Below are 14,186 nucleotides of genomic sequence, written 5' to 3' on the forward strand. Positions count from 1 at the left end.
CGGCCTGCGGTCCACACGCGTGCTCCGGCGGAGGACCGGAGACGGACGATGCTTCCCATCTCGGCGGCCGGTCGGTTGCTACGGTGGCCGGACCCGGCGAGGGCGCGTCTCGCCGCGGACGAAGGGATCTCGATGCGATCTGGAACCGTGTCCAAGCTCGCCGTCACGGGCGTCTCCGTGACCGCTCTCGGGCTGTTCGGCTTCGCCGGACCAGCCGGTGGTCAGGAGGGCGGCACCGCCTACGCCTTCACCGGCGAGACGCAGAGCTACACCATCCCCGACGGGGTGTGCGCCATCCGCGTCGAGCTCTCCGGCGGCAACGGCGACGACCTCGCCGGCACGGCGCCCGCCTCGCCCGGCGTGGGCGGGGCGATCGCGGCGACGCTCGAGGTCAACCCCGGCGACGTGTACACCGTGGTCGTCGGCGGCGCCGGACAGGGCGCCGACGGTGGTTGGGGCGGCATGGCCCCGGGTGGCGACGGAGGTCTTCGCGAGACCGGTATCAGCTCGTTCGGCACGGGTGGGGGCGGCGGCAGCTACCTCGCGTTCGGTTCGACGGTGCGGATCGCCGCCGGCGGTGGTGGTGGCGCCGGCGCCAACGTCGGTGACGGCGGCGACGGGGCCATCGGCGCCGCCGCCGGTGATGACGGCGGCACCCCCGGGAACACGTTCGCCGGCGGGGCCGGCACGGGCGCCACGCAATCCGGCGTCGGTCTCGGCGGCGAGCCCGGCGACGGGGTCGGCGCCGACCCCGGTCAGGACGGCTCCGCGATGGTCGGCGGCAACGGCGGCGATGTCACCGCGCCGACCGCCGGTCCCGGTGGTGGCGGCGGCGGCGGTTGGTTCGGTGCCGGCGGTGGCGGCGGCGCCACCGTCAGCAGCAGCGGTGGTGGCGGTGGCGGCGGGAGCTCCTCGGTGGACGCTTCCGGGGTCGATGTGGCGGCCGGCTCGCTCGGCCAGGACGGCGACGGCAACGGCCAGGCCCTGATCACCCCGGCCGCCGATTGCGTCGACCCGACCACCTCCACCTCCACTTCCACCCCGACCACGACGACGTCCCCGAGCACGACCGCCACCCCCACCACCAGCACCGGCGCCCAGCCGGCGGTGGTGACCCCCCGCTTCACCGGGTAGCCACCGCTCCGGTAGGGCGCTCCCAGTCGCTTCTCCGGACCCGAGTGGCCGCCATGGAGCGGGGACCACGATCCGGGCGACGGCCGGAGAGCGCCTCCGGTCGGCGGAGCACCGGGTCGGTGTCCGACATCGCCGGGTGCACCGACGATGAGCGCTGGGGTGCCCCGCATCGCTCGACCACAGCGACCGGCTGGAGGGTCGGATCCGACGCGCCGCGGTCGACCACGACGGGGTGCGTGGCCACCCCGGCTCGGTCCGACCGGATGGGCGCCGGGGCGGGTGAGCCTCAGAGGGCGTCCTGGGAGAGCAGGACGCTCAGCTCGGTGGCGGGGATGGGACGCGACCACAAGAAGCCCTGGGCGTGGCGACAGCCCAGCTCCAGCAGGGCCCGACGCTGGGCCTCGGTCTCCACGCCCTCGGCGAGGGTGTGCAGCTCCAACGACGCGGCCAGGCCCATCACCGCGTCGACCACCGCCGCGTCACGGCGGCTGGTGGCCAGGCCAGCCACGAAGCTGCGGTCGATCTTCACCACGTCGATCGGGAAGCGGGCCAGGTAGCTGAGGCTCGAGTACCCGGTGCCGAAGTCGTCGACGGCGATCAGCACCCCCAGGGCCTTGAGGCGTTCGAGCGAGGTCAACGAACGGCGCGCGTCCTCCATGAGCGTCGACTCGGTGATCTCCAGGCACAACGCACGCGGGTGCAGCCCCGACGCCTGCAGCGCGTCGCTCACCAGCTGGGGCAGCCCGGGGTCGGCCAACTGGTGGACCGACACGTTCACGCTCACCGTGCGCCGCGTCCCCGTGGTCAGCACCGGCCACCGGGCCCCCTGGCGGCAGGCCTCCACCAGGGCGTGGGCCCCCAGGTCGTGGATCAGCCCGCTGCGTTCGGCCAGCGGGATGAACTGGTTGGGCGACACCGGCGCCGCGCCCGGGCGCTCCCAGCGCAACAAGGCCTCGGCGCCCACCACCCGGGAGGTGTCGATCTCCACCTGGGGCTGCCACCACACCCTCAGCTGACCGTCGGCCAGGGCCTCGGCCAGCTCGGCCGCCCGTCGCTGGTCGTCGTGCGACAGCGGGGCGCGGGCCCGCGGCGACGGCGCCGAGGGGTGGCCGGTGCCGCCCGGGCCGGTCCGGTTCGGTCGGGCCGATGGTCCGCGGTCGTCGCCCGTGCGCATCGTCGAGCCGGACGTCGCCGTCGGGGCCGCCACCTCGGTGGCGCTGAGCACCGTGCGCTCCGCCCCGAGCAGCGCCGACAGGGTGCGGTCCAGCACCACCCGCAGGTGGCGCCCTGCGTCAGGTCCTGCACCCGGGTCGGCGTCCATCGGGGAGATGATCTCGTGGTGGGTGCGGGCGGGATGGCGCAGCACCTGGGCCAACAGCGCGGCGGCGTCGGTGCCGGCGAGGAAGCCGGTCTCGCCGATGCTGTGGCCGAGGACGTGGCGCTCGTCCAGACCGAACAGGGCGGTGGCGCACCGGTTCCAGTAGTCGATCACCCCGTCGTCGTCGAGCACCACCACCGCCGCCCGGTGGTGCTCCGCCGCCACCCCCTCCAGGCGGTCGCGATACCGCCCGCGCACCACGTCGGTCACGTCGACGGCGGTCACCGCCACGTCGATCACGTCGCGGTGGGGCCGCCGGGTGCGCGCCGCCTGCAGCAGCGAGTGGCCCCAGCCGGCGTCGCCGCGCCGCGAGCGCACCACCCGTTCGGCGAAGTCCACCCGACCCTCGGCCACGTCGGTGACGTCTGCCAGGAACAGCGGGCGATCGGCGGGGTGCAACGGGTGCAGCGCCCGCGAGATGTGATCGCCCGGCGCCACCTGGGCCCGACGCCACACCGCCTCGCTGCACTCCACCACATACCCGGCCCGGGAGTAGACGACCCGCCGGCGCACGCCGTCGTCGTGGGCGCCCAACAGGGCGCTCACGGCCCCGAAGGTCTGGTCCTCGACCGCTCGTCCCGGGCGGGCTTCGGCCACGGTGACCACGACGGTCGGTGTCGCACCGTCGCGGTCGGGACGGTGGGCCCGCACCGTGACGTCGAGTGGGCAGGGGTGATCGGGCGTACCCAGCGCGAAGCGGACGCCCGGGGCCTCGGGGTCGACGAGGGCGACGCCGAACGAGTCGCGCAGGTCACGGGCATGGGCCACCCCCTCGGCGGCGGCGTCGTCCCAGCGCCGGCCGACCTGCTCGCCCGGGGCGAGACCGGCGAACAGGCGGGGGTGGTGCAGGGCGGGCTCGTCCCAGCGCAGGTCGGTGAGCACGGCACAGGCCTCGGCGTCGAGGGCCACCACCGCCACCCGAGGCTCGGACACCGCACGATGGGGGAGCGGCCCGGCGCCGGAGGTCGCCTCGGCGCCGAGCGGAGCAGTCGCCCTGCTCGTCATGGTCAGTCCCAACACGTCCTACGCTCCCGCCGGGTGGACCGTGAGACAGCCCGCTCAGGCGGGCGAGTCGTCACTGACGACTCATCTCACGGGATGTGGTCAAGCGAATGCGCCTGAGTCTCGCGCTCGCGGACGGCTCCGGGCGCGGATCCACACGTTGCGGACCGGCCGTGGTCGCAGATGGGCCCGTTCCTCGCCGATCGGCTCCGGGCGCGGATCCACCCCCTCCGGACCGACCCTCGCCAGCCGCCTCAGGCGTCGCGGAGGTCCTGGGCGAGCAGGAGGGCCATCCGCACCTCGAGGCGGCGCAGTTCGGCGAAGGCCTCGTCGTCGATGCCGATGATGTCGCCGAAGAGCACCACCCCGAAGACCCAGGCCACCACCCGCCGGGCCAGCAGGTCGGCCACCTCGGGATCGAGGCCCAAGTCCTCGACGAAGGGGGTCACGATCCGCTGGCGCAAGAAGCCATCGGCGGGCCCGTCGAGCATCTCCGGGGCGATGATCGTCAACCAGTTGATGACCTGCACCACGATGCGGATGTCGCCGGGGATGCCTGCCCCGTCGGGCGCGAAGGGAGCCAGGTCGCGGGTCATGTCGGCCAGCATCGACTCGAGGGCGGCCCGGTACAGGCCCGCCTTGCCGCCGAACCACTCGCTCACGAAGCGGTGGTGGTGACCGGCGCGCTCGCTGATGGCCCGCACCGTGATCTGGTCCGGCCCCATCTCGTGGAGCAGCCCGACGGTGGCCTGCACCATGTTGGCCATGCCCTCGGCGCGCGGCGTGGGCAGGTTACGGCGGGGGAGGACGGTGTCACTCATCTCGATGTGGCCAACTTCCCGGTGGCGAGGTGCTGCAGACCAGGATCCTCGCCGACCACCGCCAACGCTAGGGCCGCACGGCCCGCCGCGGGGTGCCACCGGCCCGAAGGTGCTCGCGAGTGGTCCCCGACATCGACCCGGTGAACACGCTGGTGGTCGGCGGTGGGTGGAGGCTCGCCGACGGCCAAGGGCACCCCCGGAGTATGGAAGGTCCTTCCAACTGTGCTACACCTCCACCGTTCACCAAACGCTTGCCTGACGAAGGATCACGACGATGTCGGTGGATGGAACCGCAGCTCGACCCGGGGCGACGCGGGCCATCGGCGTTCCTCCACGGGAGGGCACGACGAACGCCGCCGCCGCCGACGTGGCGGCCGTGCTGGCTGGAGCGCGAGTCCGTCGGGCGTCGGCCGCAGCACGGCTGCGCCTCGAGGTCCGCACCGCCGCCCTGGGCTGGCGCTACGAGGTCCACGACGGGGCGCTCGGCGGGGGAGCACCCGTCGATCGGGCGACGGGCTGGCGGCCCACGCGGGGTGGTGCCCGCCGCGCCGGCATCCGGGCGATGCGTCGCAGCCGTCCTGCCCTCACCCAGCAGTCGTCCTGAACCCCCAGCATGTGACCACGGGGCGTGGTGGACCACCGCGTCTCGTGAGCTTGCCGACGGTAGGGGTGGGGGAGAGGATGGCCGTGGCCCCCTGGACGGCGGGCCACGGCGACGGCGGAGCGGTTTCGGGTCGTCGACGGCATCCGGATCGCACACTGCACAGGAGCGCGGCGTGGCCACGCACAACGGCGGACCCCTCTACCTCGACCTCGTCGTCCGGCGCATCGGGTGGGGCTACGAGATCACCGGCGTGGCCCACACCACCGGCTGGCGCCCCACCCGGTCCTGGGCCAAGAAGGCCGGCAAGCGCCGGCTGCGCCGCCTCCACCGCCGCTAGCACGTCGGCTCGCCGCCTCGTCGCTCCGTCGCCGCGGCGGTCGCACCAGGGCCTCGGCCCACACCGGACCCCGCCAGGCGGCCACGATCGGCTGCCACACCAGGCGCAGCTGCCCGGCGGCGATGGCCGACGGCAGCTGCTCGGCCAGCACGAAGCTCTCGTCGCGGCGGCGCTGGTGCTCGGGGTCGTGCACGATCGCCCCGTCGCCCCGTCGCCCCGTCGCCCCGTCGCCCCGTCGCCCCGTCGCCCCGTCGCCCCGTCGCCCCGTCGCCCCGTCGCCCCGTCGCCCCGTCGTGGGTCGGTGTGGTGAGGGTGCCTGGGCTCGTGGCGTGGGTCGCCCGTCGTGGGGGTCGCGGCGCGACATCGGACCCTCGGCGACGACCTGGTCGTCGGCACCGGCATGGTCGTCGGGCGCGTCGGTCGCTACTGGGGCTGGTTCACCGAGGCGGCCATGGCGACGGGGAACAGGACCGTCTCCTCGAGGCGGATGTGCTCGCGCAGGGCCCGGCCGACCTCGATGAGCGCCCGTTCTCGTCGAGCGGTGTCGGTGCCGCCAGCCTCGAGCTCGTCGAGGGCCCGGGCGATGGCGTCGAGGTCGGCGCCGAAGGTCTCGGCCAGGCGAGGGTCGACCCGCTCGGCGATCGCCGCGTAGGCCCCCTTCTCGGCGAGCAGGTGGGTGCGGGCCTGGCGCACGAAGTCGGCGAGGCGTTCGGGGTCGTGGGCGAGTGCCGCAGGGACGGTGCCCAGACCGCCACCTGGGCCGGCACCCGGGCCGGCACCGGGCCCCGAGCCCTGGTCGAGGGCGGTGTGCAGCCGATGGTGGTCGTCGCCGAGCTCGCCGAGGAGCTCCACCAGGGGATCGTCGAGGTGGGCGGCGTGGGCCCAGTCCCGCAGGTCCTGGGCGCCGATCTCGGACGAGCCGACGCGGAGGGTGATGGCCCCAACGGGACAGGCCGTGACGGCCCGCACGACCTTGTCCTCGGGCTCGCCGCGCTGGTCGTGCACCACCGCCTTGGCGTCGTCGTCCTGCTCGAAGGCCCGGGGGGCCACGTAGACGCACTGGCCCGATCCGATGCACTGGGTGCGGTCGATGTGAATCGTGACGTCCACCTCTGCCTCCCCTGCGGGTCGGTCGGTGCGGCCGTGGGCTCGGCCGACGATCGAAAATCTAGCAGAAACTAGAGAAACCAGCGATCGTGAACGCGATCCGGGCCGACGTGGAGCGCGGCCCCTGGGCCCCCTCCCCGGACGCAGGGTGGCGTCGGTGATGGCCCCGTCGCCGTACCCGTCGACCACGACGAGCCCGCACGCGGCACCCTCGAGCTGTTCGCCCCGATGCACCCGCCGCCCGCGGCGGACCCATGAGCCCGCTGGCCGTGAACCCAGGGCGGGCCGGACGCTTGCGCCCGGCCCGGCTCCCCGGGCCTGCTGTCGGCCCTCGCGACGACGCCCCCCGACCGCCTCCAGAGACCGACTGGTGGCACGACGTCGTCGACTACCAGGGCTACACCTGCACCGTCGGCGGGCCGTGGTTCGCCGACCTGTGCCCCGACGACCCCCGGGCCCGGGCCTGCCTCGACCCCGCCTCCCACGTCGCTGCCCAGGCGCTGGCCGCCACGCTGCCTGTCGACGACGCCGCCGGGGTCGTCTACCCCTCGACGCGCCACCCGGGCGGCACCAACGTCGCCTGCTTCCGTCCCGCGCTCCTGCCCCCGGTGGCGGCCGGAGGGCGCTTGCGGCTCACCTTCGCCGGCAGCCCCGAGCCCATCATCGCCCCGCTCGGCTGACTGCCGGTCCGCTCGGCGCGCCGACCTCGGCGGCCATCGCCCCGCTCGGCTGACTGCCGGTCCGCTCGGCGCGCCGACCTCGGCGGCCACCTCGACCTCGTCAGGCATCTCGATCTCGTCGGGCACCCGTCCGCGGGGTGGGCCTCTCGAACCTTCTCGGGCGGCCCCTGGGGTAGGGAGCAGTCGGAACCACGAGACCCAGGAGACGACATGAGCGACCAAGGCAATGCCACCAACGACGACCTCATCACCGACGAAGAGGCGGTGGAGATCCTCGAGGTCGAGCCCGGCCGGGTGGCGGTCATGATCAACGAAGGCCTCCTCACGCCGGTCGGCGACGGCGACCGTCGTCTCCGCCGCTCCGAGGTGGAGGCCCAGCGCCTGGCCGGCGCCTGACCCCCCAGCGAACCTGCGCCCCGGGCTCTCTGGCGCCGGACCCGGTGGGTGGCTGGGGGCATGGCGCGCGGGGCCACTGCGTCTCGGGTTCCCGGGCGCCGGACCCGGTGGGTGGCTGGGGGCATGGCGCGCGGGGCCACTGCGTTTCGGGTTCCCGGGCACCGGACCCGGCGGGTGGCTGGGGCCTGACGCGCGGGGCCACTGCGTTTCGGGTTCCCGGGCGCCGGACCCGGCGGGTGGCTGGGGGCATGGCGGGCGGGGCCACTGCGTTTCGGGTTCCCGGGCGCCGGACCCGGCGCGTGGCCGGGGCCTGACCCGCTAGGGCGCCTGCGTTCCGGGCTCCCCGGAGACGTCGTCGGAGATCGCGGGCGACCCGGCTTCCGCCGTGGTCGATGTCGTCGACGGCTCGGGGACGCTGGTGCTGGTCGTGGTCGTGGGAGCCTCCACCGTGGTCGTGGTCGTGGTCGTGGTCGTCGACGGCTCGGGGATGGTCGTGGTCGTGGTGGTGCTGCTCGTGGTCGGTGGCTCGGGCACGGTGACGGTGGCACAACCCAAGGGCCGGGCGCGAGCCCCGGTGCTGTCGACGGCCCGGGCGCAGACCCGTCGGAGCCCGGGTTCGGCGGGCACCGTGGCCGAGAAGCCGGTGTGGGCGCCCAGATGGGGGAACACCCGCGCCACGTCCGATCGGCGGCCATCGGCGGGCACGGTGGCGACCAGTCGTCCGTCGACGACGATCTCCACCTGCGTCGGCCGATGGGGATCGGACTGGTCCTTGGCCCATCCGGCCACGGTGACGCTGTCGGCGCGGGCCACCACGGCGTCGAGGTTCGCCAGCGTGGCGCGCGGTGGGCACTGGGCCACGGTGTCGGCGATCAGGTCCAAGAAGGCGCGTGAACCCCTCGACGTGTGGTGCACGTCGCCCGGGGCGACGAAGTAGTCGTGGCGACCGGCCGACCGGCTCGCCCAGTCGGCGAGGAACGTGCGCCCGGGCGCCCGCCCCGACGCCGTGATCTCGACCGACGTCATGAGGTTGACCCACGGGCCGTAGACCACGTGGTCACCGCCGGGGCCCCAGTAGCCGCTGGTGGTGTTGACCCCCACCCACACCACGCAGGGCACGTCGCGGGCCGTCGCCAGCGTGGCGCGCACCAGATCGCGGTACCCCCCGAGGTCCTGGTGCCCGATGGCGAACTCGCGGATGTCGTTGCTGCCCAGGGCCACGACCAGCACCTCGGGTCCGGTGCCCACCGCCCGCTGGAGGGTGTCTTGGTGGTCGCGCAACGTGTAGCCGCCGAAGGCGGTGACCGAGACGGCCCATCCGTCGTCGGTGAACCGGTCGATGGCGGCGTCCTCGATGTCGAGGGTGAGGCTGTCGCCCACCACGGCCATCTTCGGGGCGGTCGGGTGACCGACGTAGGGCTCGGGCTCGCACGCTGCGAGCACCCCCACGGCGAGCAGGGCGAGCACCCCCGTGGCGGTGCGGCGGCCGCGTGGCCGCAGAGCTGATCGGTCCCGGACGTGATCGGGCAGGGGATACCGCCGTCGGGCCGCTGGAGATCTCCGCCATGGCCACCATGCAGCGCCCCCGCCGGGCGCTGGCAATCTCATGGCAGAATTCTGTCCCTCGCGCGGTGAACCGGACAAGGACCGCGGCCCGGTCGGGTCCGGTCATCCGTCACATCGAGAGCGGGTCGCCTCGGTGGCGAGCGGGTGCGGATCAGGAGCGGTGGTGGCGCGGAGGCCGGCGCCGCTCGTCGGGTCGAGGCCGGCCGCGGTCTCGTCCCGGCGACGTCAGCCGAGGAGCATGACCATGGTCGTGGTGGTGGCCAGCACCACCACGCTGATCACCCCACCCACCCGCACGAAGTCGGCGAAGCGGTACCCGCCGGGGCCGTAGACCATGGCGTTGGTCTGGTAGCCGATGGGGGTCAGGAACGAGCACGACGCCACCACCGCCACCCCGACGGCCATCACCCGGGGGTCGAGGCCGACCGACTGGGCGCTGAGCAGGGCGATGGGGGCGACGACGGCCGCCGCTGCGTTGTTGGTGACGATCTCGGTGAGGGCCTGGGTGGTGAGCAGGATGCCGAGCACGATGCCCAGCGTGCCGAGACCACCGAGGCTGTCGGTGGCCAGATCGGCGATGTCGCGAGCCAGCCCCGAGGTCTCCACCGCCACCCCGATGCCGAGCGACGCGGCGATCATCAGCACCACGTCGAGGTCGATGGAGCGCTTGGCCTCGGCGAAGCTCACCACCTGGGTGGCCACCACGACGGCGGCGGCCACCAACGAGGCCTCGAACACGCTGACGACCTCGGTGGTGGCCAGCACCACGAAGGCCAGCAACGACAGCGCCACCCACTTGGCGCCCTTGCCGATCACCGGCACCGTGTGGCTGAGCGGCGAGATCACCAGGAAGTCCTCGACCGCCCGGCGGGCCGTGCGCAGGTCGCTGCCGGCCAGCAGCACCAGCGTGTCGCCGGCGTGCAGGTCGACGTCGCCGAGCTTGCCCTCGACCGTGGAGCCGGCCCGGTGGATGGCCACCGCCGCGGCCCGGTAGCCGGTGCGGCCGCCGACCTCCTTGAGGGTGCGACCCACCAGCGGCGACTCGCGCCCCACGACCGCCTCGAAGTACTGCGGCTCGCGGGCCTGGGCCAGCACCTCGGCCTGCTCGCCGGGTGGGGCCAACCCGGGACGGGCCCGCAGGTCGAGCACGTCGGTGACGTCGCCCACGAAGATCAACAGGTCGCCGCCCTCGAACACCTCGTCGGGGGAGACGGGCCCGAGGTGGCGCTCGCCCCGCACGATGTCGGCCAGGTAGACGCCCTTGAGGTTGCGCAGCCCGGCGTCGCTCACCGATGTGCCCACCAGCGGCCCGCCCGGCTCGATGACCAGGTGCAGGGCGTACTCACGCAGGGCGCTCATGGCCTCGAGGGCGGGGTCGGAGCGGTCGGGGATCCAGCGCACGGCCACCACGATGAGCACGGCCAGGCCGACCACGGCGACGGGCAGGCCCACCGGGGTGAGCTCGAACAGGCCGAACGGCTCGAGGCCCTGCTGTTGCAGCACACCGGAGACCACCAGGTTGGTGGACGTGCCGATGAGGGTGACGGTGCCGCCCAGGATGGCGGCGAACGACAGCGGCATGAGGAACCGGCTGACGGGGAGGCGCTTGGAGCGGGCCCAGCTGGCCACCTCGGACAACAACATGGCCACCAGCGGCGTGTTGTTGAACACCGCCGACAGCCCCGAGGCGGGCAGGCACAGGCGCACCAGTGAGTCCCGGCCGCCCGACCCGCCGAGGAGGCGGGCCGTCACCCCGGCCAGCAGGCCGGTTCGGCGGGCGCCGGCCGCCACCACGTAGAGGGCGGCCACGGTGAGCGGGGCCTGGTTGGCGAAGCCGGAGAAGCCCTCCGCCGGGTCGACCACGCCACCGAGCACCAGCACGCCCAGACCCCCGAGCAGGACCCCCGACGGTGGGAAGCGGTCGGTGGCCAACAGGGCGAACATCACCACCAGCACGACGAGGGTGGCGACGGCGTCAGCGGACACGGCGGGCGACGTTACCCCAGGTCAGCCCGCATTGTCGGAAATCTCGGTCGACATTGCCATCTTTGGGTGGATTGCCACGTCACCGCCCGCCGGGGCCGATCAGGACGGCCGTGCCGCCGTGCCGCCGTGCCGCCGTGCCGACGTGTCGAACGAACCGAACCGGTCGAGCCCAGTTGCGTAGGTGTCGGGTTAGGGCGTCGGGGGGTGACGCCGTTTCCTGACAGGTTGGCCAGGGGAGTTGGCCAGGGGAGTTGGCCAGGGGAAGTTGGTCAGGGGGGAGGGGCAAAGGGAGGCAGGGGGACGGAGGGTGGGTGTGGGTCCGGTGAGCGGGGTCGACGGCACCGCGCCACCATGGGGGCGTCCGCCGATCTGGACGCCGGCGGACGGAAGGAGCCCATGTCGACCGCATCGCCTACGCCACGGTCCGATCCCACGGACTCGAGCCCAGCCACCCCCGCTCCCGGTTCCTCCGGCGCAGTGACGCCATCCTCGGCCCCCTTCGACGCCGACCCCGATGCCGGGCTGGCCGTGCGCGGCGTACGCCACCGCTTCGGCGACCGAGTGGTGCTCGACGACGTCGACCTGGTGGTGCCCCCCGGCGCGGTCATCGGCCTGCTCGGACCCAACGGGGCCGGCAAGACCACGCTCATGCGGGTGATCTTCGGGGTGGTGACCCCCCAGGGCGGCACGGTGAGCTGGCTGGGACGGCCGGTCGTCGCCGGTGACCGCAGCCGCTGGGGCTACATGCCCCAGGAGCGGGGGCTCTACCGGGAGATGCGGGTGCTCGACCACCTGGTGTGGATCGCCCGGCTGCACGGCGTCGACCGGCGCCAGGCCACCGACCGGGCCATGGACCTGCTCGGCCGCCTCGGCCTCGACGACCGGGCCGACGCCAACGTGGGCGACCTCTCCGGCGGCATGGCCCAGCGAGTGCAGCTGGCCGCCGCCATGGTCCACGAACCCGACCTGTTGGTGCTCGACGAGCCCTTCGCCGGCCTCGATCCCACAGCCGTCGAGTTCCTCTCCGAGGTCGTGCTCGACCACGTCGCCGCCGGTCGACACCTGTTGTTCTCCAGCCACCAGCTCGACCTGGTGGAGGACCTCTGCCAGACCATCACCATGCTCGACCAGGGCCGGGTCGTGCTCGAGGGCGACGTCGCCGCGCTCAAGGCGGCCAGCCCCGATCGCTTCCTCCGCCTCGACGGCGAGGTCGACTCCGGCTGGCTCGACGGCGTCCCCGCCGAGGTGAGCCGGGTCGACGGCACCGGCACCCGCCTGCGCCTCGAGCCGGGGGCCGACGCCCTCGCCGTGCTCGACGTGGTGCGCGGCCACCGCCCCATCGCCGACTTCGGGGTGGAGGCGCCATCGCTGTCCGAGCTCTTCCTCTCTGCCGTCGGTCGCCGCCGCGTCGAGGTCGACGGTTCCGACGAGGACCGTCCCGCCACCGGATCGACCGGCGGCGGCACCCGCGACGGAGACACGCGGGACGGTGACGCTCGGGACGGTGACGCTCGGGACGGTGACGCTCGGGACGGTGACGCTCGGGACGGTGACAGCCCCGCGTCGGCGACCGACGAGGTCGCGCCCGACGGGTCCGTCGACGAGCGGGGTGACGGGCTGGTCGGAGAATCGGGTGACGGGCCGGGGGCGGAGCCGGTCGGGGACTCGGATGTCGGGCCGATCGGAGAATCGGGTGACGGGCCGGGCGACGGGTCCCATCCCGGTCCGGGGCGGGCGGGGCGCCCACCGTCCGGCCAGGCGCCGCGGCTCGGCGAAGGCCTCGGCGACGAGGGGGAGGGCTCATGAGTGCCGAGGTGCGTCACGACGGCATCGGCGACGGCGCCGCGCTCTGGCTCGTCGCCGGACGCGAGCTGCGCGAAGCAGCCCGCCGCAAGTCGGTGTGGATCACCATGGCGGTGCTCTTCGCCGCCTCGGTGGCCGCGGTGGTGCTGCCCGAGATCCTCTCGACCGACCCCGACGACGACCGCACCGTCGTCACCGCCGGGGACGTGCCGCCCGGGTTCGACGAGGTCGTGGCCGAGGTGGGTCCCGCCGTCGATCTCACCATCACCGTCACCCCGGCCGCCGAGATGGCGGCCGCCGACGGGAACCCCCCGACCGGTGCACCCGCGGGCGGAGAACCCCCGACGAGTGCGCCCGCAGCCGGCGAACCCCCGACCAGCGCTCCAGCGGGTGCAGAACCCCCGACCGCCGACCCGTCCGGCGCGTCCACCGACCCCGAGAGCACCGACCCCGCGGTGGCCCTGGTGAGCGATGGCGACGCCGACGCCGCCGTGGTGTTCGGCGCCGAAGGCATCACCATCCTCACCGACGACGACAGCGACCAGCGCCTCCTCGCCGCCCTGCGCCAGAGCGCCCAGGTCGTCACCACCACGGAGCTCCTCACCGACGCCGGCGTGCCCGAGGCCGACATCGCCCAGGTCACCGGCGCGGCCCCCGTCAGCGTCGAGATCCTCGACACCGAGCAAGGGGGGCGCCAGGGGGTGGCCCTGGCCTCCAGCCTCGCCGTCTACCTGTTGTTGATGTTCCTGGCCATGCAGGTCGCGAACGGCGTGGCCGTGGAGAAGTCCAACCGGGTGAGCGAGGTCCTGCTCGCCGTGGTGTCGCCCCGGGCGCTGCTGTTCGGCAAGGTCGTGGGGGTGGGCCTCATCGGGCTGGCCACCATCGTGGTCGGCACCCTGCCCCTGGTGGCGCGCCTCGTGCTCGGGGGCAGCGTGCCGCCGGGCACCGGCCCCACCCTCGTCGTCAGCGTGGCGTTCGCTCTGGTCTCCATCGCCCTGTACCTCAGCGTGGCCGGTGCCCTCGGGGCGCTGGTGGCCCGGGCCGAGGACGTGGGCAGCACGGTGGGGCCCATCACCGTCGTCCTCATCGGCGGCTACCTCGTCGGCCAGTTCGCCTCGGGCAGCACGCTCGGCATCGTGCTGTCGTACCTGCCGCTGACCTCGGCCATGGTCATGCCCGCCCGGGTGGCGCTCGACGAGGTGGGGCTCGCCGGCGTGCTGCTCTCGCTGGCGCTCGGCGTGGCGACGGTGGCCGTGGCCGTCCGCTTCGCGTCGGTGGTCTACCGCCGGGCCATCGTGCGCACCGGCGAACGCCTCCACCTCGCCGAGGTCCTGCGCTCCTCGGCCGGCTGAGCCCCGGTGGGCGTCGGAGG

General features: G+C 74.2%; 12 protein-coding genes. 7 read left to right on the top strand and 5 right to left on the bottom strand.

The window, feature by feature from the left end:
* The first annotated feature begins 147 nt into the window (after positions 1 to 147).
* Positions 148 to 1,134: a hypothetical protein gene (locus tag LUW87_RS02920; protein WP_232670894.1), complete on the top strand. Its 987-nt coding sequence runs from the start codon at positions 148 to 150 to the stop codon at positions 1,132 to 1,134.
* Between the two features lie 286 nt (positions 1,135 to 1,420).
* Here the strand turns inward: LUW87_RS02920 and LUW87_RS02925 are convergent, their stop codons facing one another.
* Both LUW87_RS02925 and LUW87_RS02930 read right to left on the bottom strand, forming a co-directional pair.
* Positions 1,421 to 3,517 carry an EAL domain-containing protein gene (locus tag LUW87_RS02925; protein WP_232669575.1) on the bottom strand — a complete coding sequence of 699 codons (2,097 nt, stop codon included), beginning with the start codon at positions 3,515 to 3,517 and terminating at the stop codon, positions 1,421 to 1,423.
* A gap of 251 nt (positions 3,518 to 3,768) precedes the next feature.
* On the bottom strand, positions 3,769 to 4,335 hold the full coding sequence (locus LUW87_RS02930; protein ID WP_232669576.1) for a TetR/AcrR family transcriptional regulator: 567 nt from the start codon (positions 4,333 to 4,335) through the stop codon (positions 3,769 to 3,771).
* 274 nt (positions 4,336 to 4,609) lie between these two features.
* On the opposite strand from LUW87_RS02930, the gene LUW87_RS02935 reads away from it, so the two are divergent.
* Entirely contained in the window at positions 4,610 to 4,939 is a 330-nt protein-coding gene (locus LUW87_RS02935) for a hypothetical protein (RefSeq protein WP_232669577.1), read from the top strand.
* Positions 4,940 to 5,111: 172 nt separating this feature from the next.
* Positions 5,112 to 5,276 (top strand): hypothetical protein, encoded by a 165-nt coding sequence (locus LUW87_RS02940; protein WP_232669578.1) that lies wholly within the window; start codon positions 5,112 to 5,114, stop codon positions 5,274 to 5,276.
* Positions 5,277 to 5,699: 423 nt separating this feature from the next.
* Here LUW87_RS02940 and LUW87_RS02945 read toward each other — a convergent pair whose 3' ends face one another.
* Entirely contained in the window at positions 5,700 to 6,386 is a 687-nt protein-coding gene (locus tag LUW87_RS02945; RefSeq protein WP_232669579.1) for a ferredoxin, read from the bottom strand.
* Positions 6,387 to 6,637: 251 nt separating this feature from the next.
* On the opposite strand from LUW87_RS02945, the gene LUW87_RS02950 reads away from it, so the two are divergent.
* Positions 6,638 to 7,063, top strand: a complete 426-nt coding sequence (locus tag LUW87_RS02950; RefSeq protein WP_232669580.1) for an RES family NAD+ phosphorylase — start codon at positions 6,638 to 6,640, stop codon at positions 7,061 to 7,063.
* 210 nt (positions 7,064 to 7,273) lie between these two features.
* Positions 7,274 to 7,459 (top strand): helix-turn-helix domain-containing protein, encoded by a 186-nt coding sequence (locus LUW87_RS02955; protein ID WP_232669581.1) that lies wholly within the window; start codon positions 7,274 to 7,276, stop codon positions 7,457 to 7,459.
* 318 nt (positions 7,460 to 7,777) lie between these two features.
* On the opposite strand, the gene LUW87_RS02960 is transcribed toward LUW87_RS02955, so the two are convergent.
* Together LUW87_RS02960 and LUW87_RS02965 are read right to left on the bottom strand one after the other, a co-directional pair.
* Positions 7,778 to 8,926 (bottom strand): SGNH/GDSL hydrolase family protein, encoded by a 1,149-nt coding sequence (locus tag LUW87_RS02960; RefSeq protein WP_232669582.1) that lies wholly within the window; start codon positions 8,924 to 8,926, stop codon positions 7,778 to 7,780.
* A gap of 324 nt (positions 8,927 to 9,250) precedes the next feature.
* Positions 9,251 to 11,011, bottom strand: a complete 1,761-nt coding sequence (locus tag LUW87_RS02965; RefSeq protein WP_232669583.1) for an SLC13 family permease — start codon at positions 11,009 to 11,011, stop codon at positions 9,251 to 9,253.
* Positions 11,012 to 11,488: 477 nt separating this feature from the next.
* Here LUW87_RS02965 and LUW87_RS02970 point away from each other — a divergent pair, with 477 nt between their 5' ends.
* On the top strand, positions 11,489 to 12,817 hold the full coding sequence (locus LUW87_RS02970) for an ATP-binding cassette domain-containing protein (RefSeq protein ID WP_232669584.1): 1,329 nt from the start codon (positions 11,489 to 11,491) through the stop codon (positions 12,815 to 12,817).
* Positions 12,814 to 14,166, top strand: coding sequence for an ABC transporter permease (locus LUW87_RS02975; RefSeq protein ID WP_232669585.1), 1,353 nt, complete (start codon positions 12,814 to 12,816; stop codon positions 14,164 to 14,166). Before LUW87_RS02970 ends, LUW87_RS02975 begins: the two co-directional genes overlap by 4 nt.
* The last annotated feature ends 20 nt before the right edge of the window (positions 14,167 to 14,186 follow it).

This window comes from Rhabdothermincola salaria (assembly GCF_021246445.1).
In the GTDB taxonomy this organism is placed as follows: domain Bacteria; phylum Actinomycetota; class Acidimicrobiia; order Acidimicrobiales; family Acidimicrobilacustridaceae; genus Rhabdothermincola_A; species Rhabdothermincola_A salaria.

Excerpts from the sequence above, each read along its gene's own strand:
- LUW87_RS02955 (WP_232669581.1), top strand. The coding sequence starts at position 7,274 with ATGAGCGACCAAGGCAATGCCACCAACGACGACCTCATCACCGACGAA.
- LUW87_RS02930 (WP_232669576.1), bottom strand. The coding sequence starts at position 4,335 with ATGAGTGACACCGTCCTCCCCCGCCGTAACCTGCCCACGCCGCGCGCC.
- LUW87_RS02975 (WP_232669585.1), top strand. The coding sequence starts at position 12,814 with ATGAGTGCCGAGGTGCGTCACGACGGCATCGGCGACGGCGCCGCGCTC.
- LUW87_RS02950 (WP_232669580.1), top strand. The coding sequence starts at position 6,638 with ATGAGCCCGCTGGCCGTGAACCCAGGGCGGGCCGGACGCTTGCGCCCG.
- LUW87_RS02935 (WP_232669577.1), top strand. The coding sequence starts at position 4,610 with ATGTCGGTGGATGGAACCGCAGCTCGACCCGGGGCGACGCGGGCCATC.
- LUW87_RS02925 (WP_232669575.1), bottom strand. The coding sequence starts at position 3,517 with ATGACGAGCAGGGCGACTGCTCCGCTCGGCGCCGAGGCGACCTCCGGC.